General features: G+C 33.8%; 35 protein-coding genes and 1 pseudogene. 27 read left to right on the top strand and 9 right to left on the bottom strand.

Annotated features, from left to right (window positions below; genetic code table 11):
• The 13 genes from G6W42_RS06745 to G6W42_RS06805 all read left to right on the top strand — a co-directional run.
• Positions 1-784: hypothetical protein (locus G6W42_RS06745; protein ID WP_194173424.1), on the top strand; the 784-nt coding region annotated here is incomplete at its 5' end.
• Between the two features lie 57 nt (positions 785-841).
• Complete coding sequence (locus G6W42_RS06750; protein WP_194173425.1) at positions 842-2,680, top strand: type IV secretory system conjugative DNA transfer family protein; 1,839 nt, start codon at positions 842-844, stop codon at positions 2,678-2,680.
• Between the two features lie 4 nt (positions 2,681-2,684).
• Positions 2,685-3,944, top strand: a complete 1,260-nt coding sequence (locus tag G6W42_RS06755) for a hypothetical protein (RefSeq protein WP_194173426.1) — start codon at positions 2,685-2,687, stop codon at positions 3,942-3,944.
• Positions 3,941-6,160, top strand: a complete 2,220-nt coding sequence (locus tag G6W42_RS06760) for a hypothetical protein (RefSeq protein WP_194173427.1) — start codon at positions 3,941-3,943, stop codon at positions 6,158-6,160. Before G6W42_RS06755 ends, G6W42_RS06760 begins: the two co-directional genes overlap by 4 nt.
• Positions 6,161-6,242: 82 nt before the next feature.
• A complete protein-coding gene (locus G6W42_RS06765) occupies positions 6,243-6,764 on the top strand; it encodes a hypothetical protein (protein ID WP_194173428.1) in 522 nt (173 codons plus the stop codon).
• A 43-nt stretch (positions 6,765-6,807) separates the two neighbouring features.
• Positions 6,808-7,269, top strand: a complete 462-nt coding sequence (locus tag G6W42_RS06770) for a hypothetical protein (protein ID WP_242042710.1) — start codon at positions 6,808-6,810, stop codon at positions 7,267-7,269.
• A 98-nt stretch (positions 7,270-7,367) separates the two neighbouring features.
• Positions 7,368-7,631, top strand: coding sequence for a hypothetical protein (locus tag G6W42_RS06775; RefSeq protein ID WP_194173429.1), 264 nt, complete (start codon positions 7,368-7,370; stop codon positions 7,629-7,631).
• A gap of 15 nt (positions 7,632-7,646) precedes the next feature.
• Complete coding sequence (locus G6W42_RS06780; protein WP_194173430.1) at positions 7,647-8,018, top strand: hypothetical protein; 372 nt, start codon at positions 7,647-7,649, stop codon at positions 8,016-8,018.
• Between the two features lie 58 nt (positions 8,019-8,076).
• Positions 8,077-8,421: a hypothetical protein gene (locus tag G6W42_RS06785; protein ID WP_194173431.1), complete on the top strand. Its 345-nt coding sequence runs from the start codon at positions 8,077-8,079 to the stop codon at positions 8,419-8,421.
• On the top strand, positions 8,418-8,738 hold the full coding sequence (locus G6W42_RS06790; protein WP_194173432.1) for a hypothetical protein: 321 nt from the start codon (positions 8,418-8,420) through the stop codon (positions 8,736-8,738). Before G6W42_RS06785 ends, G6W42_RS06790 begins: the two co-directional genes overlap by 4 nt.
• Positions 8,735-9,025 (top strand): hypothetical protein, encoded by a 291-nt coding sequence (locus G6W42_RS06795; RefSeq protein WP_194173433.1) that lies wholly within the window; start codon positions 8,735-8,737, stop codon positions 9,023-9,025. Before G6W42_RS06790 ends, G6W42_RS06795 begins: the two co-directional genes overlap by 4 nt.
• A 2-nt stretch (positions 9,026-9,027) precedes the next feature.
• Positions 9,028-9,246, top strand: coding sequence for a hypothetical protein (locus tag G6W42_RS06800; RefSeq protein ID WP_194173434.1), 219 nt, complete (start codon positions 9,028-9,030; stop codon positions 9,244-9,246).
• Between the two features lie 115 nt (positions 9,247-9,361).
• On the top strand, positions 9,362-9,820 hold the full coding sequence (locus tag G6W42_RS06805) for a hypothetical protein (protein WP_194173435.1): 459 nt from the start codon (positions 9,362-9,364) through the stop codon (positions 9,818-9,820).
• A gap of 192 nt (positions 9,821-10,012) precedes the next feature.
• Here the strand turns inward: G6W42_RS06805 and G6W42_RS06810 are convergent, their stop codons facing one another.
• Entirely contained in the window at positions 10,013-10,450 is a 438-nt protein-coding gene (locus tag G6W42_RS06810; RefSeq protein WP_194173436.1) for a hypothetical protein, read from the bottom strand.
• 339 nt (positions 10,451-10,789) lie between these two features.
• On the opposite strand from G6W42_RS06810, the gene G6W42_RS06815 reads away from it, so the two are divergent.
• The 3 genes from G6W42_RS06815 to G6W42_RS10845 all read left to right on the top strand — a co-directional run bounded on the left by G6W42_RS06815 (position 10,790) and on the right by G6W42_RS10845 (position 12,212).
• The gene (locus tag G6W42_RS06815; protein WP_194173437.1) at positions 10,790-11,554 is read left to right on the top strand and encodes a DUF996 domain-containing protein; all 765 of its coding nucleotides are present in this window, start codon (positions 10,790-10,792) and stop codon (positions 11,552-11,554) included.
• A gap of 306 nt (positions 11,555-11,860) precedes the next feature.
• Positions 11,861-12,112: a type II toxin-antitoxin system Phd/YefM family antitoxin gene (locus tag G6W42_RS06820; protein ID WP_194173438.1), complete on the top strand. Its 252-nt coding sequence runs from the start codon at positions 11,861-11,863 to the stop codon at positions 12,110-12,112.
• Positions 12,102-12,212 (top strand): type II toxin-antitoxin system RelE family toxin, encoded by a 111-nt coding sequence (locus tag G6W42_RS10845; protein WP_430640613.1) that lies wholly within the window; start codon positions 12,102-12,104, stop codon positions 12,210-12,212. Before G6W42_RS06820 ends, G6W42_RS10845 begins: the two co-directional genes overlap by 11 nt.
• Positions 12,213-12,436: 224 nt before the next feature.
• Here G6W42_RS10845 and G6W42_RS06825 read toward each other — a convergent pair whose 3' ends face one another.
• The 6 genes from G6W42_RS06825 to G6W42_RS06850 all read right to left on the bottom strand — a co-directional run bounded on the left by G6W42_RS06825 (position 12,437) and on the right by G6W42_RS06850 (position 15,910).
• Entirely contained in the window at positions 12,437-12,997 is a 561-nt protein-coding gene (locus tag G6W42_RS06825; protein ID WP_194173439.1) for a hypothetical protein, read from the bottom strand.
• 8 nt (positions 12,998-13,005) lie between these two features.
• A complete protein-coding gene (locus G6W42_RS06830; RefSeq protein ID WP_194173440.1) occupies positions 13,006-13,287 on the bottom strand; it encodes a hypothetical protein in 282 nt (93 codons plus the stop codon).
• Positions 13,280-13,429 (bottom strand): hypothetical protein, encoded by a 150-nt coding sequence (locus G6W42_RS06835; RefSeq protein WP_194173441.1) that lies wholly within the window; start codon positions 13,427-13,429, stop codon positions 13,280-13,282. Before G6W42_RS06835 ends, G6W42_RS06830 begins: the two co-directional genes overlap by 8 nt.
• Positions 13,422-13,859: a hypothetical protein gene (locus tag G6W42_RS06840; protein ID WP_194173442.1), complete on the bottom strand. Its 438-nt coding sequence runs from the start codon at positions 13,857-13,859 to the stop codon at positions 13,422-13,424. The genes G6W42_RS06835 and G6W42_RS06840 overlap by 8 nt, the downstream gene beginning before the upstream one ends.
• A gap of 667 nt (positions 13,860-14,526) precedes the next feature.
• Positions 14,527-15,492 carry a hypothetical protein gene (locus tag G6W42_RS06845; RefSeq protein WP_194173443.1) on the bottom strand — a complete coding sequence of 322 codons (966 nt, stop codon included), beginning with the start codon at positions 15,490-15,492 and terminating at the stop codon, positions 14,527-14,529.
• A 19-nt stretch (positions 15,493-15,511) separates the two neighbouring features.
• Entirely contained in the window at positions 15,512-15,910 is a 399-nt protein-coding gene (locus G6W42_RS06850; RefSeq protein ID WP_103558703.1) for a hypothetical protein, read from the bottom strand.
• Positions 15,911-16,906: 996 nt separating this feature from the next.
• On the opposite strand from G6W42_RS06850, the gene G6W42_RS10660 reads away from it, so the two are divergent.
• The 6 genes and pseudogenes from G6W42_RS10660 to G6W42_RS06870 all read left to right on the top strand — a co-directional run bounded on the left by G6W42_RS10660 (position 16,907) and on the right by G6W42_RS06870 (position 20,803).
• Positions 16,907-17,128, top strand: coding sequence for a TolC family protein (locus G6W42_RS10660; protein ID WP_275944655.1), 222 nt, complete (start codon positions 16,907-16,909; stop codon positions 17,126-17,128).
• 17 nt (positions 17,129-17,145) lie between these two features.
• Positions 17,146-17,802 carry a TolC family protein gene (locus G6W42_RS10665; protein ID WP_346010467.1) on the top strand — a complete coding sequence of 219 codons (657 nt, stop codon included), beginning with the start codon at positions 17,146-17,148 and terminating at the stop codon, positions 17,800-17,802.
• 60 nt (positions 17,803-17,862) lie between these two features.
• Positions 17,863-18,297 (top strand): annotated as a pseudogene (locus G6W42_RS10555) (TolC family protein); the annotation flags it as partial.
• A complete protein-coding gene (locus G6W42_RS06860) occupies positions 18,282-18,641 on the top strand; it encodes a cysteine peptidase family C39 domain-containing protein (protein WP_242042711.1) in 360 nt (119 codons plus the stop codon). The pseudogene G6W42_RS10555 and the gene G6W42_RS06860, both read left to right, overlap by 16 nt.
• An 8-nt stretch (positions 18,642-18,649) precedes the next feature.
• Positions 18,650-19,465 carry a tyrosine-type recombinase/integrase gene (locus G6W42_RS06865; RefSeq protein ID WP_242042712.1) on the top strand — a complete coding sequence of 272 codons (816 nt, stop codon included), beginning with the start codon at positions 18,650-18,652 and terminating at the stop codon, positions 19,463-19,465.
• Between the two features lie 138 nt (positions 19,466-19,603).
• A complete protein-coding gene (locus tag G6W42_RS06870; RefSeq protein WP_194173444.1) occupies positions 19,604-20,803 on the top strand; it encodes an ATP-binding protein in 1,200 nt (399 codons plus the stop codon).
• 241 nt (positions 20,804-21,044) lie between these two features.
• Here G6W42_RS06870 and G6W42_RS06875 read toward each other — a convergent pair whose 3' ends face one another.
• On the bottom strand, positions 21,045-21,182 hold the full coding sequence (locus G6W42_RS06875; protein ID WP_194173445.1) for a hypothetical protein: 138 nt from the start codon (positions 21,180-21,182) through the stop codon (positions 21,045-21,047).
• A gap of 166 nt (positions 21,183-21,348) precedes the next feature.
• On the opposite strand from G6W42_RS06875, the gene csx20 reads away from it, so the two are divergent.
• The 5 genes from csx20 (at position 21,349) to G6W42_RS06900 (ending at position 24,527) form a co-directional block, all read left to right on the top strand.
• Complete coding sequence (gene csx20 / locus G6W42_RS06880) at positions 21,349-21,723, top strand: CRISPR-associated protein Csx20 (RefSeq protein ID WP_194173446.1); 375 nt, start codon at positions 21,349-21,351, stop codon at positions 21,721-21,723.
• Between the two features lie 93 nt (positions 21,724-21,816).
• Positions 21,817-22,830 (top strand): CRISPR-associated DxTHG motif protein, encoded by a 1,014-nt coding sequence (locus G6W42_RS06885; protein ID WP_194173447.1) that lies wholly within the window; start codon positions 21,817-21,819, stop codon positions 22,828-22,830.
• Positions 22,806-23,138: a hypothetical protein gene (locus G6W42_RS06890; protein ID WP_194173448.1), complete on the top strand. Its 333-nt coding sequence runs from the start codon at positions 22,806-22,808 to the stop codon at positions 23,136-23,138. Before G6W42_RS06885 ends, G6W42_RS06890 begins: the two co-directional genes overlap by 25 nt.
• Before the next feature lie 75 nt (positions 23,139-23,213).
• Complete coding sequence (locus G6W42_RS06895) at positions 23,214-23,834, top strand: DUF4433 domain-containing protein (protein ID WP_194173449.1); 621 nt, start codon at positions 23,214-23,216, stop codon at positions 23,832-23,834.
• Positions 23,835-23,843: 9 nt separating this feature from the next.
• Positions 23,844-24,527 (top strand): macro domain-containing protein, encoded by a 684-nt coding sequence (locus G6W42_RS06900; RefSeq protein WP_194173450.1) that lies wholly within the window; start codon positions 23,844-23,846, stop codon positions 24,525-24,527.
• Here the strand turns inward: G6W42_RS06900 and G6W42_RS06905 are convergent.
• Positions 24,524-25,483 (bottom strand): helix-turn-helix transcriptional regulator, encoded by a 960-nt coding sequence (locus tag G6W42_RS06905; RefSeq protein WP_194173451.1) that lies wholly within the window; start codon positions 25,481-25,483, stop codon positions 24,524-24,526. The genes G6W42_RS06900 and G6W42_RS06905 overlap by 4 nt on opposite strands.
• Between the last annotated feature and the right edge of the window lie 545 nt (positions 25,484-26,028).

Raw genomic sequence — 26,028 nt, forward strand, 5'->3', positions numbered from 1 at the left:
GAGTGTTGATGAGATTAATAACATAAGACTTTATAGTAAAATTTTTAATAAAATTAAGGAATTTACTGATGAGGCAGAGCATAATATAAATTTTGAAGAAATTTTAGAAGAAAACGACCATATAGTTGAATATTTTTTAATTGATATATGGTGTAGATTTACAAAAAGAGTAAATATCGGCACAGCAAATTTAATAGTTTTAGCTCAGAATTTTACACAACAGGAGCTAATAGGCGCTCTTGATAATGCAGATTTAAATTCAGTAAAAAGACATGGCTCAAGTCTCTATTTTAAATATGCATTGTTTAAAAATTTAATTCCTAATGAGATTATTGAAGAGGTTGATAAGGAATTTGAGGCTAAACATGAAAGTGCTGAGCGAATACGCAAAAACAATGAAAAAATAAGAGAGTATGAAGAGAAAAATGCAGCCACAGAAGAGGCAAGGGCTTTAGGTGCAATGCCTGATTATAAAGAACAAAATCCTTATGGTAAATCTTATTCTGATGCTATTAGAAGATATGGCGAAAAACATTATCAAAAATATGTATTGTTTAAAAATGCAATTCTTAGAGATCTTACAGAAGAGGTTGATAGGGAGCTTGAGGCTAAACGAAAAAGAGAAGAGTTAATGCAAGATATTGAGGATAGACTAAGAGAATATGAAAGAATGAATGCAGCAGATGAAGATTTATATGATAGATATGATTATCAAGAGGACAATCATTCAACATCTGACTATTATCAAGAAGATAGCTCTTCATCGTCTGGCGGGGATGACTAATGCAAAATTTTAACATTAAGATAAAAAAAATAGAAAAATATGTAAGAGAGCTTGAATATGGCAACAGAAGTTGAGTATGTAAAAGAGCGTCTTTTTAGACCTGATAGAGAAAATTTAAAATCTCTTGTATTAAAAGACGGATTTTTAAGATATAGCATTTATGCACTTAATGGGCTTTGTATTGTATCTAGCGCCTTAATGGCAGCAGGTATTGGTGGCGATAGTGCTAACTTTTTAGCTCAAAGTAGTTTTTGGGGTAGCTTGATGTTATATTTAGTCATGCTAACTGATAGAGATAAAAACGTAAAAGCTAAAAATGAAAGCGTTACTGAAAATAAGGTTGAAAAGAACTATTTAATAAATTTAGGTTTTCAAGTAGATAAATTTTATGGCAATGCTAACAAAACCCTAAAAGCACCTAATAATATCTTAAGACCACTACTACTAGATGCAGAGCAGCTTAAACGTCATATTCTCATTATGGCTACCATAGGTGCTGGTAAGTCGGTATTTATGAAAGGAATTATGGAGCAACTACTTCTTGATGATGCAGCATTTTTCTGTGTAGATGGAAAGGGAACGCTTGAATTTGCTAAAGAAGTATATGGTCTTTTTGTGGCACTTGGGCGTGAAGATGACTTTATCCATATAAATTTTCTTGATATGGATAACACTCATACTATAAATCCACTATTAAGCGGAAGCGCTGACGCTCTGTTTGAAATTTTGACCTCTTTGCTTGAGGGCGAAGAAAACGAGTGGAAAGCAAAGCAAAAAGAGTATATGAGAAATATACTTAAACTACTTGTGTATCGCAGAGATAAAGAAAATTTACAACTAGATTTTAGTGTTTTAGCTAGGTACTTAACCCTATCTGATCTTATAGACGCTGGTATAGAGTATCGTGAGAAAGTACATGCTAGCACCGCTATTGATGACTTTGTGACATATGTAGCAACAGCTATCTCAATGCCTTTTAAAGATTTTCTTGAGGCATCACCTGAAGCTATTAAAAAAAGGCTACAAGAGGCTCAAAGTAGTGGCGAGCAAGGCACTTATGATGCTTCTATGTCAGCTCAAGCTTGGATAGGCATTATCACAAGTCTAAAGAGTGACTACGGACGTGTGTTTAATACACAAACACCTACCATATCACTATATGAGGCGGTACAAAAGAACAAGTGTATCTTTGTAACCCTTCCTACCATGGCAAGCGATACCACACCTAAGCAGCTTGGAAAGCTACTTTTAGGGCTTATCAAAGGTGTTGCAGCTGAAAAAGCTGAAAAGGCAGCAGAGCCTAAAATCCCTTACGTTTGCTTACTCGATGAGGTAGGTTCATATATAGTTGAGGGTTTTGGTAGATTGATGAGTAAGTCTCGCGCACTTGGTATCTCTATCATACCTATTTTTCAGTCACAATCTCAAATAGATGGCACCGGAAAAATAGTTGGTAGCGCAAGCGTTGAGCGTAGCGAAATTTTTGATACAACTGGAACGCATATTTTGATGAAAAATATCAACCCAGCCGTAACTGAAGAGTATGCAAAGCTTGTTAAAGAACAAAGATATATCGACAAAGAGTATTCTGATAAAAAAGATGGTATTAAAGGACAAATAGGAGTAGAAAACAGATATAAAGTTGAAAAAGAAGCAGCTATTAAGCACGATGAAGTAGTAGGTATGAACAGCGGTGAGATGATGGTCTTTAATGACGGAAAAATGTATCGAGCAGCAGCCGCTACGGAAGAAAGTTTGGCACTTTGTGGTAAAAAGATCTCATTTGAGCTTAAGCTTATGGATAGTCCTATCCCGCTTACTCAATACATCTCAAAGCGAGATTTTTTCAAAGAGAGTTATAGAATTTATAAACAAATGCAAGAAATTGGAGGTTAAGAAAATGAAAAGAGCTATATTTTTAAGTTTAGCAAGCGCAAGTTTATTGCTAGCAAATCCGATAGAAAAAGTTAGTGAGAGCATAGGTAGCTTTATCCCTGAAGCTCAAGATGGAGCCGGAAGAGTGATAAACAGCGCTGGTAATGCAGCTAGCGAGATCGGCACAAGTGCGGGAGAGATCGGCAGTTCTATCGGTAATATCATGAATGGAGGCAATATCGGTGAGAATTTAGGTAACATCGGCAGCGCCATTCACAATATCGGCAGCGCCATCGGAGGCTTTGTATATTCAGTAAATAGCAACTTAAGCAGACTTACAAAGATCATAAATGACGTACAAGATAACACCATCGGACTTTGTTACGTTACAAAGGATGTAAGCTTAGATGTATGTGCCTTGATACCAAAAATAGAGGTCAATCTAGATGTATGTACTATAGCACCTGAGATATCAGGTCTTAAGAAAAAGTCAAACATAATAGGCGTCATAAATAACGAAAACCTAGGTCTTTACTGCCAAGATAGAGAGAAGTATAGCGGTCTTGGTGGCACTGACATTGAAGAGGTCGATGTCTTTAACAAAACCAAAGAGGCTGGAAAAGAGGAAAAGCCTAGTTATAAGTCAGCAGGGCAGGGTGGATCGCTTCAAAATACTTTAAAGACTGGCAGTGCTAAAAATGCTGCATTTAAAGCCTTTGACCAAGCCAAACAAGAAAAAATTAATCACGTCGGTGAAATAATGAAAAAAGATGCAAGCGAGGTTACGATCGAAGATGTAGTAGCAACTGCGCCAAAAGATATAAATGAATTTAATAAATTTGTTGACATTTCACAAGAGACCTTAGTAAGGCAGTCTATAGACTATACTCCGTATAATTTTAATGATAAAATTCATGGAAAGTTAAGAACTGGCACCTTAAGCCCAACTGGTGCTATGAGTGAGGCTAAAAAGGTTGCTGACCTGCTAGATGCAGAGGCTGGTGAGGTTTATAAGGTAAAAATAGCAGATGTATTTAAGAAAGAGGGATTTTTGAGCCTCCCTACAAAAGAGTATATAGATGTTTTACGTGATGATATAAAGATAGAGACTGTGCAAAAGATAGATAATCAAGTAAGAATCGCAAGCGAGATAAAAGCAGAGGTTGCTAGAGAGTATCAAAGAAAGAAAGATCTTATCTTTTTGACCACTCAAAAAGCTGTCATCATGAATGAGAAATTTGACATGCAAGCAGCCAAAGCTGAAGTGGAGGCACTGATAAGATGATAAGTAGAATTTTTAAAGGCCTTTTACTAGCTTTTGCTGTGATATCTGCAGTAAGTGCTGCAGAGGTAACCTCTCAAGCTACTATAAATGAACGTGACCTCTTTGCAGGACCAAAAGAGATAAGTGGAGAGTGCAAGCCTCAGTGTAGAAAGCTATCAGGTGAGTATATACCTTTAGTTATCGGTTTTAATCCAAAAAGTGGTGTCACAGAGTGCGTTATAGTAACTAGTAACAACCTAGAGCAGTCTCTATCCATAAAGGCTGATACCATAAACTCAACTTGTATAAAAGAGACAAACCAAGAGATAAATGTAAATAGCCTAACAAGTTCAAACACTAAGGCATTTGATAACATAGCCAAGATCGAGTACAACCCAGACCAGCTTACCTTTTCAAAATTTCTAAGTGGAGTTTTAACACTTGATCCAAATATGATAAATTTTGAAACGACTAAAAGTACTGGCATCTTACACCTAAAAAATCCTACCGTCATCTATGGAACTAATAGCTTAAAAAAAGATAATGTAGCCATCACTAGCTCAGAGCTTTTAAACAAGTCTAACCTAGCCTACTATGCAAATTTATACTCAAATATGACTAAAATTTATACAGCCTTGCAATATGCTCTTTTAGTTATTATCGGTGGTTGGTTTTTTATAGTACTAGCCATTAAAAACTCAAATGAAAAGTTAGAAAATGCTACCTCAAAGCAAAAGGTGCTAAACACTCTTTTAATCCCAGTCCTTACAGTGGCTACCTTTTTCGTACCTATCCCAGAAGAGGCAAAGATGACAGCAACCCCGGTTCAAAAGATAATGAGGGCTGGCGCTGCTTGGAGTAACGACTTTGCTGACCGCGCAGCAGCTATAGGAGCGCAAAGCTACTCACAAAAGCTATTTAGCTCAGTTGGTGGTATGAGTTTAAGTGGAGAGAAGCTCTACAAAGAAAATGATCTAAACTATCCTAATATCATCAAAGCTTACTCGGCTGGTTTGGAAGAGTGCAGAGAGAGATTCCCAGATGTTACAAGCTTTTTAACACAAAATACTAGCAGTGCTGGCTTGAACTTAAATAAACAAAATGAAAAATATACCTTTAGTGGTTGTAGAGAGATCGAGAAAAAATTTATCGCATATAATGCACTTAAAAAGAACAATACAGTTATGCTTGAAGCAGTTAAAAAGAATTTAGATAACCAAGAGCTTGTAGCAACACTAAGACAGGTAAATGAGAGTGTAAATAAACGCTCTAATGAACTTGGCTGGGTTAGTTCAACACTAATGGCTGGAACCTCGGTTTTAATCTCTAACATCTCAGAACTAGCTGATAACGACGTAGCAAATAAAATCCTAAATAGCAACAAAAGCCTTGCAGAAGAGGCAAGCGAGGATAAATCTTCTCAAAATATCAGTGAAAGAAATAGCAACATAATAGGCAGTGGCTGGGACAGAACAAAGCAAGCCGCAGCTGATCTATCAGGAGCTGCCTTAAGTCTAACACCATATCTTATGTTGCCAGGAGCTGGAGATGTAGCTAAGGCTATAGAGAGTATGACAGATGGAACTATAAACTTAGTCTTAGATCTTTTTAAAAGTACGGCTATTGGCAAACTAGCCAAGGTAAAAGACCTATTTGTAAGCGAAAAAACAGAGAGAAGCTCACGAGGTATCTCAGGTCTTATCGGCTACGTAAGTGCATCATACCTATATAAGATAGTTCTAGACTATATGCCTTTTACGGTTGGTATAGTAGCTGGAGCACTAGCCTTTATAAGCTATGTTATAGAACTAGCTAAGTTTTACTACATCTCACCATTTGTTACAGCTTTTGCTGTCACTATGGGTAAAACAAACAAGATAGTTGACTTCTTAGTAGGGGCACTATCTATATTCTTTAAACCTATCTTGATAGTTATATTTATCTACTTTGGTCTATTTGTCTATGGTATATTTAAAGATATATTCTTACTCTATGCCGAAGAGCAGATGAATATGATGTATGAGCTTCAAAGCCAGTTCTTCTTAACAATTATGCTTCATATATTTATGGCACTGCTACATATCATAGGCGCAATAGGTGGTGCTTATATGCTTTGGAAGATCATACTTCATGCACCAACATGGGTTTTAAAGATGGTAGGTATAAGTGATAGTGGAGCAAGCTTTGCTTCTCAAGAGCTAGCACGCAACCTAGAGAAATATACCTTCCACATGTAACAAATATGAAATATTACTAGAAAGGATAAGAGATGAGTACAAAAACCTTAAACCAAACAAGAAGAAAGAGAGGAGAATGAGAATGAAAAATAAAGCATTAATTACAGCATTTGTTGTAGGATTTGTTGGTTGTATAAATTTAAATGCCTACTATGGATCTTCTGATGTTTTTAATAAACACTTAAGAGGAGAAGCTAAAGAAGAAGTGGTTGATTGTGATGATCCAAAAAATTTACCGCTTGATATAGGTGGAAGATTAATTGGTGGAAAAGAAGAGTGTTTTGTTAATCGCGGAACCGCTGCTAGAGCCAAACGTGACCTAGACTTAACTATCGGTAGAAACCCAGTCACTGGTAAAGTAACCTCAAAGGCAAAGCTACTAGGTGGCAATAAAGCTACAAACAACCTTGAAAAAGCTCAAAAGAACTATGGTAAAAGGGAATTTGAACTTGAAGAGGCAGAAAAAGCCTATGCTGATAACCCAAGTGTCAAAAACTCTAACCGCTTAGAAAAAGCACGTAAAGCCTTTAAAAAAGCGCAGCTTGACCTTGAAGCAGCAGAAGAGATAAAAGCAAAAGACGATAGAAGAAACACAGATAGGTAAGAGTACCACTATGATGAGAGTAGGTTATAAAAAGGCAATAAATATGAAAAATAAAACATTGTCACATATCTTGCTACTTGGCCTGCTCTCATCTACTAGCTTTGCAGCCATTGACTGCAGCGATCCAAAAAATCTACCTCGTTTAATCGGCGGTATGCTAATAGGTGGAGAAAAAGAGTGTTTTGTAAATCGTAGCTCTGCAGAGAGAGCCAAACGTAGCCTTGATGGCACTATAGGTGAAAATCCAGCTACTGATGAGTCCATATCAAAAGCTAAGCTGGCTGAAGCGGACCAAGAAACGATAAATTTAAAAACCTCTCAAATGACCTATGACAATAAAAAATTTGAGCTTGAAGAAGCAGAAAAGGCCTATGCCAAGGATATCAGCGTAGAAAACTCTCGCCGTGTCAAAAAAGCTCATAAAGATCTAAAAGAAGCGCAGCTAAAACTTGAAGCAGCAGAAGAGATAAAAAGTAAGGCTGATAGAAGAAAGGCAGATAAGTGATGATCTGCAATACTATTAAAAAGTCTAATAATAATGAGTAAGCGGAACAAAATTTTAATAAAAATACAACAAGGTATATGTAAATAGGAGTTTTAAAAATGAAAAAAGTAATTTTAGTTTTGGTATGTATGAGCGGACTTTTTGCAAATTCTCCAACTACACTCAAACAACTTACGTTGGAGCATAAACTAGTTTTTCCAACTCATGCAAAGCAATATCAAACTATTATCAATAAAAAAGAGCTTAGTAAAGACCTTTTGGTAAATTCTGCAAATTATATATATGAACTAAATAGATATAAGATACTTTTGTTTAATGGATTTTTGATCAATGCAGAAAAAGAATTTGTTAAAAGTAAATGATAAAAAGGGAAGATTATGAATGTTAATTTAAATGATAAAGAGTTGATAGAAAAACATAAAGTTTATAACATTTTATTTAAAGAGCAGTATCGATTGAAATTAGGAATTCCTTATCTGCTTGGTACGCGAGCAAATTTTATAGCGTTAATAATGGTATTTTTAGCTACATATTTTAAATATGCCACCTTAGATATCATTGCAACTTGTTATATAGTTTTTATGATTATCTATTATCGTGCTTTTTTTAACTATACAAAGGATGGACAACAAAATCGAATTTTTATTTTTAAGGCGGTGTCTGACTTTATGAGACGCATAAATAAGAAACTACGTGAAAATTTGGATTTTAACTCAGCTAAAAAAATCAAACAAAAGAATATACGATGATTTTAATAGCTAAACAAGTTTTTAATGATATGAAAAATAAAAAATATAGGAGTGGATTTTGAAAAAAATAGTTTTTATTTTGGTTTTTAGTGCCCTTTATGCCTTTGCTGGATGTGGTGGTTGTAGAGATGAGGGGTTGGGACAGCAACTAGGAGAACAGTCAAAGATGCTTTTTAACCAACTTGATCAACAAACGTCAGAAAAAATCAATGAGATAATCAGGCTCATTAATAAAGCGCACCAGGATTTAGAAGTTAAAAATAGAGATATCTTGATACAAAATCAAAAGCTAGCAGCGTTGCAAGCACTTATACAACGTGAAATAACCTATAATCAAAGCGTTATTACAAAACTTCAAGATATTATAAATAGTAAAGATGCAGTGAGGGGTTTTGAAAAATGAAAAAAATATTTATTTTTTTTATGCTAGTATTTGATTTTGCTTTTGCTTCAGTTTGGAGCAGCAGCGGTGAAGATGGAATAAACCAGGCTTTTCAAGAGTACAATCAAAAAGTAAAAGAGCTTAATCAAAAAGTTATTGAAAAGTATAATGGCTCAATTAAGCCACAAGCCGAAAAAGTTGTTAAAAACGATGAGCTTAAACAACAGTTTTTAACCAACCATAGGGAGTTATTAAAAGTAGAGAGCGTGGAGAGGCAAAACGCTAATAGTGTCGTTTTAAAACTCAAAGCAATTTTAGATAACGAGGCAACAAGATGAAAAAGATAGTACTAATATTTTTTGTAGCAGTCGGAAGCTTGTATGCTTGTGTATGTGCTGCAGATATTATAAGCGGTTTTACTAGTTCAAAAACTCACATTGTAACTACTATCGATCAGGCAACAACTGAAATAGAAAGCGGTTTAATACCAGCCCTTGAAAGAAACATTGATGACATTAAAAAACAAAATGAAGAGTTAAAAAAACTATTAATAGCTTATATGCAAAATGCTGAGCAAAAGAGGGAAATTTCGTTTATGCTGGAAAGTATTACAAAGATACAATAAAAATGACTAAAAAAGATTTTATTATTGAATTAAGAAATATAGGTATGACGCAGGCTGATTTTTTCAAACTAGCAGGACGAAAGACACGTAGTCTAACGAATGTAAAAGATGATGAAGAAATAGCCACTTGGCATATAAATTTCCTTAAAATTTTAAAGGATTTTCGAATACTTCAGTTAGAGAATAGATTATTAAGGGAACTTATTAATAAAAAAAATTAGTTTTTTAGAATAAAACAAAACTTAATTTTTATGATGATATAATAATTTTAATTTTTTTAAGGCTAAAAAAACAATAACCTAGCGCAGTTTTATCCATTTTAAGGAGTTAGAAAGAATGAATGAAAATATATTAAGTAGTGAAATGGACGACTTTATTCAGGACATTGAAGAAACAAAAAAACTTAGAGAAAATCTAGAAAAGCATAAGCTAGCTGCCGAAAAAAAATATCCATACGGTACTTATAACGATGAGAGCAGGGCGGTGGCAACTGCTATAACCTTTTTTCGTGATGAAACCACAAAAAAAAGTCTTGCAGATGTTGCACTTGAATTAAACCTTATGTATCCTAATCTTACCCCTTCTTTCAATGAGCAGGAGGTAAAAAATCTAAAATCTCTCTCGTATTTGCATGAGGATGGCAAGGACATTATAAATCTTGATAAGCGGATGGATAACATAAATCACTTAGAAAAAGTTGATGAAAAAATGGAAAATAAAAATTCCAAAACTTCACTAGAAGACAAAAGTGATACAAAAAATACTGACAACAACGTAAAAATTAGAAAGCAGTAAGTTTGTCCTTTAAATATAGATTGAAAAATTTTAAGTTAAAAATAAACTAAGAATATCTTTAAGACCTATTTTAATACGCTAGATGCAGATTTTTAGATAATGAGTGTTTGTATTTGGTGTATCCTGTCAATGTCTTAGCAAATTCGTTTATTAATTTATGTATAGGATCTAAAGTTACATTAATATTTTTGCTCATGATTTTTCCTTAGAAAATTTGTTTTTGTTGTTTTTTGGCTTCTCTTTTGCGAGATCTTTTCTATTTAAAAACCATACTATAAATAGAAAAAAGGCAGCTATTTTTAGAAATGCATAGATCGAATCCATACGTCTCTGCGGTATTTGTAGTTCATTTTCATAGCTATATTTAACGTAAACCTTGCCCATATCGTCTTCTAACTGCAAGATATCGTTACCTAATGGGATTACCTTGCTATATATAACCGCTCTTTTTCTTATGAGCGGTCTATATTTATCGTCGTCTCTACTATCTATGTAGTACGACATTACACTGCCGTCGTCTAACCTTAGTCTTAGCTTTCCGTCGCCTTTTAGATTGTAGTTTGCAGATTCTATTGTCCCTACGTTTTTCGTGAGTTCGTTTAGTGGTTTAAAATCGCTATAAAAGATCATATCCTTAATGGTAAATATTATCAAAGTAAGGCACAAACCAACTATGGCCATTAAAAAAGCTGAAAAGATACTTCTTAAAATAGAACCATTGCCGTAAAATCCCCTTTTTATAAAAACTACGTATAGATATGAATTTTTGATTTTTTCTTTGATTGTGCTTAGATTCATTCGGCTACCATATATAAATTTTTAAATTTCGCGCATTATACCTTCGCTAGCCTTGAAGCGTAATTAGTGCATATTTTTATAAATTGTCTTTTGTACTTTATAAACTTAAGCCAACGTTTTGTTTAAGAAATTTATAATAAGCCTTTTTATCTTAATCTTAAAGGAATAGACATGAAAGGAACCGTATTAGCTCCTGGCATAATATTAAATGCTGATGATCAGCGTTTTACTTATCTACAAGAAGACGTGGCGTCTGTGGCAAAAGACGGAGATGCCATAGTTTTAAAACAAGGCGATGAGGTTGATTTTATCGCAGATGGACAAACTGCAAAACAAATCTATCTCACAAAAGCAAAATCCATGAATCTAAATTTAGATAACATAAATTTTGATATTAAAAGCAATGATTTATCTACCATTAGAACGCTGGGATTAGCAGGTTCAGCTTTACCTATTTTGGGTATTATCCCTTTCATCGGATTTATCTTTTTTATCGCTGGATTTTTATGTATGTTGTTTGCTATATTTAAGCTATCAGATAAAGTCGGTAGTCCTACACTAAAGAAAAACTATATCTTATATCTAGTTGTCGCGGTAGCATCGACTATCCTGATCTCAATCGGCGCGATAACTGGAGCATTAGGCTTTGCTGGTATGGGTTCTGGCTATGCAAATGCTGGTGGGACAGGCGCTATTTTTGGCGTCATTTTAGGCTTAGCGGGCGTTGTAGGTATGATTTATGCATTTTTCAAAGAATTTCAAGTCTATAACGAGCTTTCAAACATATCTGGCGATAAATTTTTCCTCTACTATTTTATAGGTTCGGTTGTTGGTACTATTACTTTATTCATATTTATTGGTTATATATTGTTGATTGTGGCATTTGTTTTACAAATCATCGCATGGTATAGATTGCAAGAGGTTAAAGCAGCTTAAAAACTTCAATCATAAATCGGACAAGAATTTTCTGGTCCGATTTTCTTTCTTTATGCAACACAAAACTCGTATTTAATTGATATTAGTAAAACTAACACTAAGGGATGGTGCCTTGTGTATAGTAAGTTTGCAGTATAAAATTTGCTAAACACTTATGCTAAACCTATTAACGCTAATGCACTAAAGGTTAAAAAAGTAGAGATGGTATCGTATGATAATGAATAGGAGTAAATTTTAAAGCATGAGTTTTAAGACTATTCTTATATCTTATTTAGTATTATCTTAGGTATTAAATAAAGGATAAAAATGCAAACTATACAAGCAAATTTTACAGCTAGCATAAGCGAGCTAAAAAAGTCTCCAGCTCAAATTTTAAAACAAGCCGGAGATAATGTCGTAGCTATACTAAATCACAATGTCCCTAGCGCATATCTAGTACCTAGCGCTGTCTATGAAAAGATGACAGAGATAATAGAAGAGTATCATCTAAGCAAAGCAGTAGATACTGCTCTAGTAAGTGGTGAAAAACCAGTAAAAGTAAGTCTAGATGAGCTATGAGTTAGAGTTCTTGCCAAGTGCTTTAAAAGAGTGGCAAAAGCTTGACAAAAAATTTAAAATATTTACTATTCAAATTTACAACTACGTCACAAATCTCTAAAATTTAAAAATATTTCCATTTTGCATAAGGATTAAAAAGTCTTATATTTTATATATTTATCCATGCGTAAAGATTAATAAACATAGCAAAAAACAAGTAAATATAAAAAATACAAGTCGCATTTAAATTCTTTACGCGGATTTTATGTTTATTGTTATCCTATATGTTTCCTTGCTTAGTTCTTTTAAAATTTTATAGGGCTTTCTTTGGGTATTTTTTTAAGTTCAAAATACGTTACGATAGTTTGAACCTATCGAGCCAGAGGTAAGGTCTATTTTTCCATTTCCGTTTAGGTCTAGGATTAGGGGGTCGTAGATTTGGATAGATATGCTATCGTTATATCGGTTAGTTTGTAATATATAGTCTGCTAAGTCTTGGCTGATGCCGCCGTTTGGGTCGTCTACTAACATATCGCGGAGGTCGTTTATGGTCGGTATTGGTTGGTCAAGCATGCTTGTTATCATTTCTTTCCAGCCTGAAACTCCCGCAATTACATTAATTGCTTTTCCAAATTTAACCAGAGATTGCCCTATTATATAAGTTCTTTTATCGCCAGTTACACTCAAAAGAGAACCCAATGCAATAAAGCCATCACTACTTAGATATGCATAATCCCTCCATGTATCTGTTCCATTGTGAATTTTTTCAACTACAACGGCAAAATCAGCTGTCATGGCTCCTTTTGCAGCTAAAAACTCGGTTAAGTATTTTATCCTATCTTTTGGCATTATACCTATTGCAAATTGTGCATAGTTTGCCATATCTCTAAGTGTTTCTGTCGTCATGTTTTATCCTATGAAAATGTTATTAAAATTAAGCCTACAAGCACGCCTAATATTCCAATATAAAAAGCCCCATATAGCAAGGCATTCATCAAAACTATTAACCATCCAACAAATTTCCACCAAAAATTTTTAAAATATTTGGTGTTCAAATTTGCTATACTTCGTCGCAAATCCCTAAAATTTAAAAATTGATCCTTAATAGATCTATTCCCACTTTGCATAAGTGTTAAAAAACCTATACAGGCTATTGCCGCGGATAGCTTAATTATATTAAAGGCTACATCATTCATTTATGAAGCCCCAATAGAAGTTTCTAACTGTTTGTGCGTATTCTCTAGTTTCTTTTATGTGAGCCTCAATATCTAATGGTGCTTTTCCGTCTTTTTCTGTAATAGGGATTGGACCCGAAAACTGTTTATCAATTTTACTCATGATTTTCTCCTTTATATTTTCTTAGAACAAAAAGATTTGCTATTAAAGCATAAATATTTAACAATAATGATACTCCGAATTTGCTTATAACCGATGATAATAAAATTAAATGAGCACTAAATATCGGTATAGCAAACATATATATAGAAATCCATTTTATAATGAAAATAAAATTATCATATCGTTTTATTTCAGCAAAGCGATAAATTAAATAATTTAATATAAAAAAGAATAAAAACAAATAAAATAACACTAAGACTGAAATAGTAAAAAAAGGGAATGCTAACGCAGCATCATTTTCAGCAACATCGTCCTTAAAAGAAATATCTAAATTTAACTCAAGTGTGATATAGAATAAACAAAAAATTGAGATCATTAAAATTACAAAATAAATAGAGTTTATAAGAGACTTAAAAAATATGTTATGCATATAAATTTTTCCTTGATTCTAAAATTTATAGCTTTTGAAATAATCTTATACTTCTCAGTAGCTACTATCGGTTCCTTATCATAACCTCTCATAAAATTTTCCCATTTTTGAAAAAAATATTCGACTGCATTCTATCTTTTTATTCTTGGCATATATTAAAATTTAAAAATTATTTAGCCTTTCCAAATTTCAAGCCCATTGCTAGGTAGAATTTTGAAAGTCAACGTTACCGAACTGTGTTAAATTTCAAATCTACTTCGTTTTCTTTACGGTATCTTTACTAGTCGTTGCATTGGCGTCGATATAGCCCATCCGGGCGAGCTTTTCTTATTGCGGGACCTGCCGCTTCCGCTTCCGCCGCCGTGTTCTACGAGCACGGTTGCGGCGTATTGCGGTTTGTCGTACGGTCCAAAGCTCGTCATCCAAGCATGCGAGCGATGGAAGTAGTCCATATAGTCTCTTTTATTAGCTTTTTGGTGGTCTGCGAGATATCCATGGCCTGTGCGGTGCCGTTTGTTTTAGTATAGCTTCCTTTTAGGGTTAGGGTATTATTATCTCCCAGGTCTTGGTTTACTTCGTTATAGTTTAAATTTAAGCTTTTTATATTTAATTCGTCTAGCGTTCTTAGTTCGTTTATTTGGGATACGCCGTCTTTATTTATATCTTGCTAAATTCTTAGTTTATTAAAGTCTTTATCATTTATATCTATTATTCCGTCTTTATTGCTATCTAGATTGGCTAAGGCTTCGTAGCCGTGTTTGGCCAGTCTTTGATTGCCATCTTTATCTTTTATCTGAGTAAAATTTCCAAACAGTTCGCCGCCGTCGTCTATCTTGCCGTTGCCGTTACGATCGTAGACTAAAATTCCATCCTCTTTGCTGACCCAAGATGATTTGTGAGATACTCCGTCACCGTTATGATCGAAGTAGGCTCCGCCGTTAGGTGCAGGGCTGATACCGATCTTGCCGTCCCCGTTGAGATCAAGGGCGAGGGGGTCGTAGATGGAGATAGATGTAGAGGGGGCAATGTAGCTTTTATAAAATTCACGGGTTTCGCCTAATAATTTTTTCCAAGCGCTAAAATAGTCTTTGGTATCACCCCAAATTTGCGATAATGCGGTTTGCGAATAGTATTTTACTACATCATCGTAGTTTCCATAAAAGTCTAAAATTTTATCCCAAGAATTTCCAATAATATCAAATTTACCTGTCTCCTCTAGCTTTTGAAGCATGTCATAAATTTCTTTAATTCCTTTTGTTTCTAATAACTCATGTACTTTAGAATCTACTTTGGCTGTACCAATAGTAAGGGAGTCGAATATATTGCCCTGAATATTCTTACCAAAAATACCTCCTATAAAATACAACGGTTGTTCTTTAAATTCTTTTAAGAGACTTTTTCCTACAAGTTTAGCAGTTTTGGGATTACCAAGCATATTCAATATTAAATTTACTTCATTTTTTGCTTGCATACGATAATAGTTTTCGGTGCCGAGTTGCAAATCCCTCATGCCAGAAGCTCTTGCAATAAAATCGCCTATCGCATATGGTGCTTTTACTAAAGTATCAAAAGCACCATTCCCAAAATCTTTGATATTCTTAATTATATCAATAAAAAGACTTTTGTTTTCCATTATTTTATCCTTGTCATGTTTATTGTTTTCTGTACGGAAAAAAAATTACAAAAATAGCTGCCACACCTACGCAAAATAAAATGGCTATAGCTCCGGTAATCAACGGCTCATCATATCTTTGCGAAAGATAGTAAAATATAAAAAATCCGCAGAGCAATATTGCGATATCCAATATATCAATATCTGTCGCAAGAGCTAAAACTAAATACATAGAAACTCCGCACAATAATTTTGTACCAAGATCGGCATCTAAGTATAAAAGAAAACCAAAAAGTATTATCAAAAATGAACAAATATGGATAGTGCATAAAAATTTTTTTGACTTTTTATACACACTGCCGCATCTTGGGCATCTTAGCGTTTTCATCGGCTTTTTGGTAAGTTTTTTACCGCAATCACACTGTATGTAATAGCTCATATACCTTCCTGTTTTCATACCACCACTTAGACTATCGTTTTCCGCGTTATCGTTTCTAAATTCTCGCTACTTTTCGTTGCGCCGCTATCCATAATCTTCTCCTAAAAAAATATTCTTAAAATCGTACTTACGATCAGTCCTAATCTGTCGTCATATTTTATCCTAAAAAATGTTATTAAAGTTAAGCCTACAAGCATACCTAATATCCCAAATATAAAAATCTCATATAGTAAGGCATTCATCAAAAATGTTAACCATTCAAGAAAATTTCCACTAAAAATTTTTAAAATATTTGCTATCTAAATTTACATCTTAGTCGCAAATATTTAAAATTTAAAAATTAATCCTTAGTAGATCTATTCCTACTTTGCATAAGTGTTAAAAACCTATACAAGCTATTGTTGTGGATAGCTTAATTATATTAAAGTCTATATCATTTACTTATGAAACTTCACTGTCATACTTGGATTAAAAAAATGCTTTATTTTAATTTCGACCTTCTCATAAATATTTCTTATTACCATCTTTTTTTCATTGGGCATATCTTTGTAGCAAGTTTCAGGCTTTTCTTTTTTGTATTTTTCATATGTATAAATCAATTCTCCATCTTCTAAATTTAAGATAACTTTTTATAAATTTCTGTATATAACACCATTAAGTTCAGAAAAACTTTTATTTACCAAATTTGTTTGATATTTAAAATTATTACTTTTAAAGTAGTCAAATACCTCTTTTTGTGTCATGTTTTTTAATCAATATATAAATATTAATTTTTGATTTTACCTTTAATCGCCTCTAGGTTCATCGGCTGCCCCTATTAAATTTTAATTTACGCATTTTACCCACAATACTCTTAAACTATATTTAAGTTGTAATAAGTATATTGTTTAAAAATATTATTGGTTATTAGATATTTTTTAATGCTTTATTAAGAGCCGTTGTGATTAAATTTAAATCTAAATTTTAGGGTAGTATAGGAAGTGCATTTTGCGAGAGATGGTTTTTTTGTTTTTTATAACATGCGTGTTTAGTATTTCCTTATATGCTAAATCCGTATCATTTACATCTTTATCTAAAAATATAGAATCTACAAATCCATCTATTATATATTCTAGGCTTCAAACTCTATTGGCAAATGAGGAAATAAATTCTGCTAAATCGAATCTATATCCAAAGCTTACTTTAAGCGCTAATAGTGAGTATACTAAAAATATATAGATACCAGAAGCTACTATATAAATGATGAAAACTTTGTAAGTTCTACCGGATTTGCAAGCTCGGTATCTTTAAAGCTAAACTACGAGTTATATAAATTTGGAGCAAATGCCTTAAACATAGATACGGCCAGTTATAAAAAACAAAGCCTAAGCTATAAAGAGTGTGTAACGCTAAATGAGGCTAAACTAAGACTGCTTGAACTATATTATAATCTACTAGATAGCAAAAATAAACTAAATTCCCACAATAACCTAAAACAAATTAATAAAGAAATCTACGAAACATCCAAACGCCTCTATGAAAACGGAGACCATACAAAAACGGCAATGACAAATAGCGCCATAAGACTGGTCGAGATAGAAGACAATATAGCAAGCCTAAATAAGCAGATAAAAAACCTACTTAGCGAGATATCAAATTTAAGCGGAGAGGATATCTATATAGAAGATGAGATAATGCCTTTTAGTAGCGAGGATATTGGTCAAACTGGCATAATAGATCAAGCTAGTCAAACCAACTCTTTAAGTCAGGTTCCTAGCATTTTGCCTAAAAATTTAAGTTCAGATAGATTAATTTCTCACCCCCTACCTTCCTTTGAGCAAACCTCCGAGGCTAAAGAGTTAAACGCCCTAATTCTCTCTAAACAAAGCGCTCTTGAATCAAAAAAGAAATAGTATTATCCAGCATTTTATCTATACGCTAAGTACGACTTTTACGGAGACGATAGAGATAACTTTCACCGCTCTTGGGACGATACGCAACGAAACGGGTACAGGATAGGCCTTAGTATGGTTTATAATCTCTTCGACGGCTTTAATAGAGAAGCAGGCATACAAAGCGCCTTTATTGAACTGCTTTTAGCCAAAGAGCAGTTTAACGAAGCAAAAAGGCGGTACGAAAAAGAGACTAGAAATATAAACGATGATTTGCATTCAAATTTAGAAAAGCTAAAAACTACTTCGGAGCTAACCTCTTATTCCAAAGAGCTTTTAGATATGCAAGAAAGGCTAAATTTAAACTCGCAGGCCGATAAACTAAGCGTACTTGAAAGCAAGGTTAAATTTAACGAAAATCTCATCAAAAACGAAGAGGCGTTGCTACAAGCAAATATGCTTGTGGTAAAACGCTTTTTAATAAACGAAAAGAGCGTAGATTGCAAAGCGCTTTAAGAAGCCTAGAGATAGTTGGAGCTCTAAATAACATTAGGATAGATAGCAGAGCCATCATAAGAGACTACGCTTTAAACACTACCCCAAGCTTTGAAGAGCTTATAAGAATAGCAAAAGACAAGGGCTTTAAGGCTAAGATTAAACATTTAACCGTTAAAAATTTAGTCTCCTACCCGCTACCCTGCATAGTTAGGGATAAAAACGGAGTTTATTTTAATATCCTAAAAGTCGATACCTCTAAAAACGAAGTCTTAATCTTTAAAGACAAAAACGAACCTTACGCTATCAAATTTGAAGAGCTGCTTAATATCCTAAATCCAAATCTCAAAAAGATAAAAGCTTAGGTGAGATCATGGCTTTAGCAAAAGATAGACCAAAAATTTCTAAATCAACCATCAAGAAGTATATTGTTAGAGTTAGTGAGTTTTTTAAATACTGCTACGATAGCGACTATATAGATAAGAACCCAGCTATAGATCTGCAAATAAATATAAACCAAGATGATGTTACAAATAAAAATCCTTATGAAGATAGTGACGTAAACGCACTTTTGGATATTGTTAGTAAGATTAGATCAAGTGGTGATACTAAAAGTCAAAGAATTAGCAAAGATGAGCTATTTTTTGTTACTCATATAGCAGCTTACTCTGGCATGAGACTAAATGAGATAATCCAGCTAAACACAGATGATATAGTTGAAAAATATAACATAGTATGCTTTAGTTTAAATACAAAAATAGATGTAAAAACTGGTAAGAGTAAGACTTTAAAGACCAGAAACTCTGCAAGGATTGTTCCTATCCACTCTAAGCTAAATAGCATTGGGCTGCTTGAATTTATAGAGAATAAAAAGAAGCTAGCTAGGAAATGTGGCAAAGCAGTTAGGTTATTTAGCTGTGACAATAAAGACTTCTCTGAGTATTTTAGAAAGAAGATCAATACTCAAGTTATAAAAGATGGTGATAAGACAAGGACATTTCACTCATTTAGACACACTTTTATAAACAAACTCATCCAAAGCGGCCAAAGGGTTGAGCATATAGCTGCCCTTGTAGGACATGAACAACAATACAAGATCACCATGAATACTTATGGCGAACCAGTAACTCCAAAAATTCTAAAGAATCTAGTTGAAGAGGTAAATTTTTATCAAGGAGGGGAAGAGTGAGTGCTTTTTAATTATAAATGTATATAGCCATTTATAATAAAGAAGGATTTATGCTTTTTAAGATCAACCATATTTGTAGTCTATCCCATATATTTTTATGATATAATTGTATTGCATTACATATTTAAAGGATAAGCTATGCTGGATCAACTTTTTTTAAAGAGCAATGACCTTATAAGGTTAAACAATCATAAATTTAAAAGATATTTTATAGACTCCAAGGATTTATCTCATAGACTTATCGTTATCCTGGGACAAAGAGGAATAGGTAAAACAACTACGTTAGCTCAGCTAGCTAGTAAAAACAAAGATAGTCTTTACCTAAGCCTAGATGACATAGAGATATCAAACGATATAACCTTGATCATAAGAGAATTTGTGCTAAATGGCGGCAAGTATCTATATCTAGATGAAATTCATAAGAGTAAAGATATATCGGCCGTATTAAAATTTGCCTATGATAATTTTAAAGAGTTAAACATAGTAGCTACCGGCTCGTCTGCTCTTGAAGTGCTAAAAAGCTCTCATGATCTAAGCAGAAGAGCGATAGTATATAAGATGAGTGGAATGAGTTTTAGGGAGTATCTAGGGCTAAGGTATGGTATAAATTTAGAAGCTATTGAGCTTGAAAATTTACTTGAAAACCATCAGGAAATAGCTGTTAATATCAATAACGTCTTAAAGCTAAAAGATCTAGCAGTTATTAAACTTTTTAGAGAGTATCTAAAGGTAGGTTACTACCCATACTATAATGATATGCCAAATGATACCGCCTTTTATCAGACTCTTAAACAAAGTATAGAAGCTACGATAGATAGCGATCTTTTAAGTATATATTCAAATTTAAACGGCAATACGGCAAGAAAGCTAAAGATCTTAACTCATGCTATAAGCACAAACGTCCCATATCAACCAAACTACTCAAGCCTAAAATCGCTTGTTGATATAAGAGACGATAGGACGCTAAAAGAGTATCTTGCTATGCTTGATAGTACTGGACTTATAAGGCTTTTAATGAAAAACGAACTAGCTATAAAAAATATGGATAAGGCGGATAAAATTTACCTTGAAAATACAAATTTAATGTATATAAACAGCCCTGATATAGGAAATGTGAGAGAGACATTCTTTGCCAATCAGCTTGGAAATATCACCGAAATTTACTCAGGCAAAAATGGCGACTTTATGATTGGCAATAAATTTACCTTTGAAATAGGCGGAGCAAAAAAGAGCTTTGAGCAGATTAAGGATATGCCAAATTCATTTATAGCGGCAGATGATATTGAAGTAGGGGCTGGAAATAAAATTCCACTTTGGCTGTTTGGGTTTTTGTATTAGGATTTATTTATGGGCAAGATAAACCAAATAGAACAAGAGTTGCCTAAAGGATAGAGGTATATCTTTGCAGAATGAGAAAAACAAAAATTGGATAGTGTCTAAAATTTCAAAATATTTGAAAAACTGGTTTAACGAAGAAAAACTGGCTCCACTTTAAATGCCTATGCAAATGCTGCTGGATATAGGCTAGATGTAAATTTTGTGCAATAGTTTTTGAGCGATTTGCATTTATATAAATCTACTATGTTGGCCTTCTAACATCCTTTGGGTGCTTTTGCTTTCTTGTGTAGGTCTTTTTAGATCTCACGACTCTTACATGCAGGCTGATGCTTCCTTTGATAGACGCTACTATAGCCGCGTCTCTTGCTTTTGTTTTCATTTTTATCCTTGTCTTATAGAAGTACAATAATTATAGGGTATAAAAACGACAGGATATGTTATAAAAATTTAAAACTAAGCAATTTTGCTATTTTGCTTCTTTTTGCCACAATGTGTCCAACTTGCTAGATACTATCTCATATTATTTATTTAAAAAAGGGATAACAATGAAAAAAATGTTTGTTCTAATAAACCATGAGTTAACACAAGAGCAAAAAGATCAAGCTATAAAATCATTTGATATCGACTCTATGATAAACATTACCGACGATACGTGGTCAAATATCAACCCAGCAGATGAAAATATATTATATGCTTTAAACGCATACAAAAAGGAGTTAATGCTTGAAGCTAAAGCTGGTGATATTTTGCTTGTACAAGGTGACTTTGGTGCTACTTACAACATGATAAATTTTGCTAAAAATATCGGGATAAAAACCATCTATGCTACTACTAAACGCATCGTTAAAGAGCTTGCTATAGATGGTAAATTGGTAACTAGGCGTGAATTTAAGCATGAAAAATTTAGGGAGTATTTATAAAACCTACCTTTTTTATTAAGTAAAACACAAGTTGCAAAACGAGATAATCTCCTACACTTCAAAAATATAAGCTGTTAAATTTAAAGGAAGCAAATGCCACTAACTATAGTCAAAAAAGCAAATTCGCCTCAGAATGAAGAGACCAATAACAAAACAGCCGTTATCACCATCCTTGGCATACAAGGTCAAAAAGAAAACATTAAAATCAAAGGCTGTGCTAAGTACTATTTTGCTGGCGAGAGCCCTGATAACTCGCAAGAATTTTTTAACACCTTGCCTCTTCTAGCAGATAAATTTGGTGCTGAAAATATAGCACCTATATATACTGCGGATGCTAGAGGGTTTAACGAAGCAGTGATGGCGCACTATGCAAATTTCAAGATAAATTTTAACGATATCTACAAGATCACAGATGAGAAAAATTTTGAAGCTATATTTGAGATATTTGAAAGAGCTGTAGACGACCTAGTTAAAAGTGGTGTTGACAAGATCGTCTTTGACGTGACGCATGGTTTTCGTCATCTGCCTTTGCTGGCACTAGTCGATCTGCTCATACAAAACTTCTCAAACGTCTCCCAAATAGATCAAATTTTATTTGCAAAAGAGATAGAAAAGTCCAAGCTATACGAGATAATTGACCTAAGACAATACCTAGATATCGCCAACATCGCCTTTTTGATCGCGGCTTTTTCTCAAAACTATACTTTGGCTCAACACATAAGAGCAAAGAAATTTGAGTCGCTAGTAAATGCTTTAAACGATTTTTCAAATAATATACTAAGCCTAAATATTGCAAAGTTAAAAAGCTCGCATAACGAGTTGATCAAAGAACTTGACAAGATAGATGATATCGCACTGATATCAAGAGCCAAGGATCTAAGAGATAGGCTAAATAAAATATGTGACTGGAGCGATAGCGCATATATTTTTAGATATAAATTAGCCAAAGATATGTTTAAAAAGGGTTATTTGCTGCAGTCGTTGGTGCTGCTGTTTGAAAGTGTGAATAGTTACATAGTTGGAGTTTTTGAAAGAAATATCCCTATCGTGTATAAGAAAATTTTAGATGAATGCTCTATACTATGGGCGTTAGAAAAAATTATCTGATAAGCAATTTCTTTATTCAGTCGTTAAAAACTAGAGCTTATGAAACTGATGATGACTTTGTTGGCAGGACTATGAAAAATTTAAAGTATCTTGAACTTTCAAAAGAAGATATAAAAGAGATTAGACGGATTATAAATACAAAATTTGGCTCTAGCAATGAACTGGCAAAATATCACAAGCAGTTAGACGACCTACGCAACGACTTTGCACATGGCAATATCAGCGAAGAAGAATTTAGCCATATCAAACAAGAGATAAAAAAGCTATTTGATAAATATCAAGACTTTATAAAAATACAAGATAGTTAGCCATTTAATATTTTTTATAGACACTATATGTCTATAATGCCTCTTATAATCTCCGAAAAAATAACGGAGGTTATAATGAGCAACCAAACTTTCTTAGACGGCATGAGCGAAATTTTTCATATGACAGACTCTAACAACTTGAAAAATATTTTACTACGTGGCTTGCAAAATCATTACAACACCTACAGACAAGTAGATATTAGCAACCAAGAGGTTAATGCAAGACGTGAAAAGATTGAGCACATATATGGACATAAAATTCACGACTATGTCCCATTTTATTTTAATCCTCGCAATGCTATGCTTTATAAAAATAGAAACAATGCCCGTGTTATCATTTTAGGATTTGATGTTAGAGTTATTAAAGATCACCAAGATGATTTTTTGATATCAAATCGTAATGCGTCTGCAGATGATGCCAAATTTAGTAAATACTTGCCAGACTTGCAAAATACAAATTTCATAAATTTCAATGAGGTTTTTTCTCAAAGATGGTGCAATAATGGCATTAGATATGATGATATCAAGCAAAAAATGATGGCAGAAATTTTGATCAATGATGTAGTTTATAGCCGCTATATACGCTCTATATATGTTAAAGATCAAATTAGTAAAAAAGCTATCGAAGAGCAACTAGCTGGCGATCTTAAAATGTATAATATCAACGTCATAGTTGATCCAGCTAAATTTTTCTAAGGATAAAAAATGGTAACTCTAAAAAATGGAAATATATTTAACACCAAGGCAGGCACTATCGTAAATACCATTAACTGCGTAGGCGTCATGGGTGCTGGTATAGCCTATGAGTTTAGGCTGCGCTATCCTGAGATGTTTGTGCGATATGCCGAGCTTTGTAGTGAGGACAACCCAAATAAAATAGATATAGGCAAGCTATGGCTATATAAAGCAAATGATGGACGACAAGTGCTAAATTTCCCTACTAAAAAGCACTGGAAAGACCCATCTAAAATGAGCTATATCAAAGCTGGTCTTGAAAAATTTATAAACACTTATGCTAGCAAAAACATCGATAGTGTCGCATTTCCGCTTCTTGGCGCTGCAAATGGCGGACTTGATAAAGACGAAGTTATAAATTTGATGATGGAATTTCTGGAGCCTCTAGAAATAGAGTGCGAAATTTGGGAATTTGATGAAAATGCAAGTGATGATTTGTATGATGACTTTGCGCTAAATTTTGATATCAACGAGCTAAAAAGGCAAACCAAAGCCCTAGGTGTAAAAAATATAAGATTTCAAGCTATCAAAGATGCGATAGATAGCGGACTATATCACTCGCTAAGCTCTCTACTAAAAGCTCCTGGCATAGGAGATAAGTCACTTGAGGCATGTTTTAGACTGGTTAAAAGTATGCCTCAAAGGCTATTTTAGAGTAAATTTTTACCTTCTTCTATCTTTTTTATGATCTTTTGTTTTAGCTCCATTGGGGCTAAAATTTTGACGTATCCTAAAAATTCCATTATGAAAAACTCTATCTCTTTAAGATCCGTAAAATGATAGCTAACTACGATCGCCCCGTCTGGTTTTCGCTCTATTATCTTTTGTGAGCGAAAAAAGTTTTTTCTCTCAAACAAAAAGGCCTTTTGTGGGCTGATCTCGAGCCGTACTTCTATAAGCGAGCTTCTCCACTCATGCGAAAAAACAGCAAATGGCGTCTGGATGTTTTTTATAAAATCATCGATGTTGTAGTCGTGATTAAACGTTTCGCCTTTGATAACCTCTAAATTTACTATCCCAGCTATCCTAAAAAGTGAAAAATCATACTCGTTGTTGCTATTTGCTAGATATAAATTTTCATTGATTAGCAAAATTTTATATGGCTTTACCTCCTTAAATTCTTTGCTATCAGACCTATTTGTCGGGGTATATTCTATCGCGAGTTTTTTGCGGTAGCGTATCGCATCTTCTAGCGTTTTGATGACGCTTTTATCTAGCTCTGTCTCGATCGGACTTGTGATAAAGTCATAAACGCCCAAAGACTCGTTTATAGCTTGAGATATAGCCGTTTTCTTGCTGGTTTCGTTAAATTTTTGAGAGTTTTTGGCAAGCATCGTGTAGATTATCTTTAGGACATTTCTCTTTCTCTCATCGAGCAAATCATCAAGTAAATTTGTATTGATAGCCTGGTAGCAGCCAGGATCTGTTCGCTTTATCTCTATCTCACCAAATACACTTTTTATAGCATCAAAGTCTCGTCTTATTGTTTTATAGTTTAGCCTCGGAGTATCATCTTTTTCATTTACCCACAGCTCGTCTTGTGCAGTGTCGATTATTTCGCCACGATTTAGCTTTTTAAGTAGCCATAGTATCCTAGTTTGAGCGTCCATTACTTTATCCTTTATATTCTAAAGTTTTTTATGAATTATACACAATATGTCCATACACTCTTTTATAATTCTCCCAACAAAACAAAATAATTCAACACAAGGGGGCCAAAATGGCAAAAGGTTATTCACGTTCTTATTCTTCATCATCTTCAAGCAGATCTTACTCATCTGCTCGTGCTAGTCAAAAAGTGGGTCAAAGCTTTGGTGGCTATACCAAAGTCCAAACGACTAAGGGCACATTTCGCATGAAGCCAACTTCTAAATAGTTGGCCCATGCAGCCATGAAGCAAAATTCATGGCTCATTTGAAGTAGTCTATGTAAAAACAAAATAATTCAACACAAAGGGGTTAAAATGGCAAAATGCTATTCACGTTCTTATTCAAAGTCTTCTTCATCGTCTTCAAGCAGGTCTTACTCATCTGCTCGTGCTCACCAAAAAGTGGGTCAAAGCTTTGGTGGCTATACCAAAGTCCAAACGACTAAGGGCACATTTCGCATGAAGCCAACTTCTAAATAGTTGGCCCATGCAGCCATGAAGCAAAAT

This window comes from Campylobacter concisus, from assembly GCF_015230015.1.
Lineage (GTDB): Bacteria > Campylobacterota > Campylobacteria > Campylobacterales > Campylobacteraceae > Campylobacter_A > Campylobacter_A concisus_AF.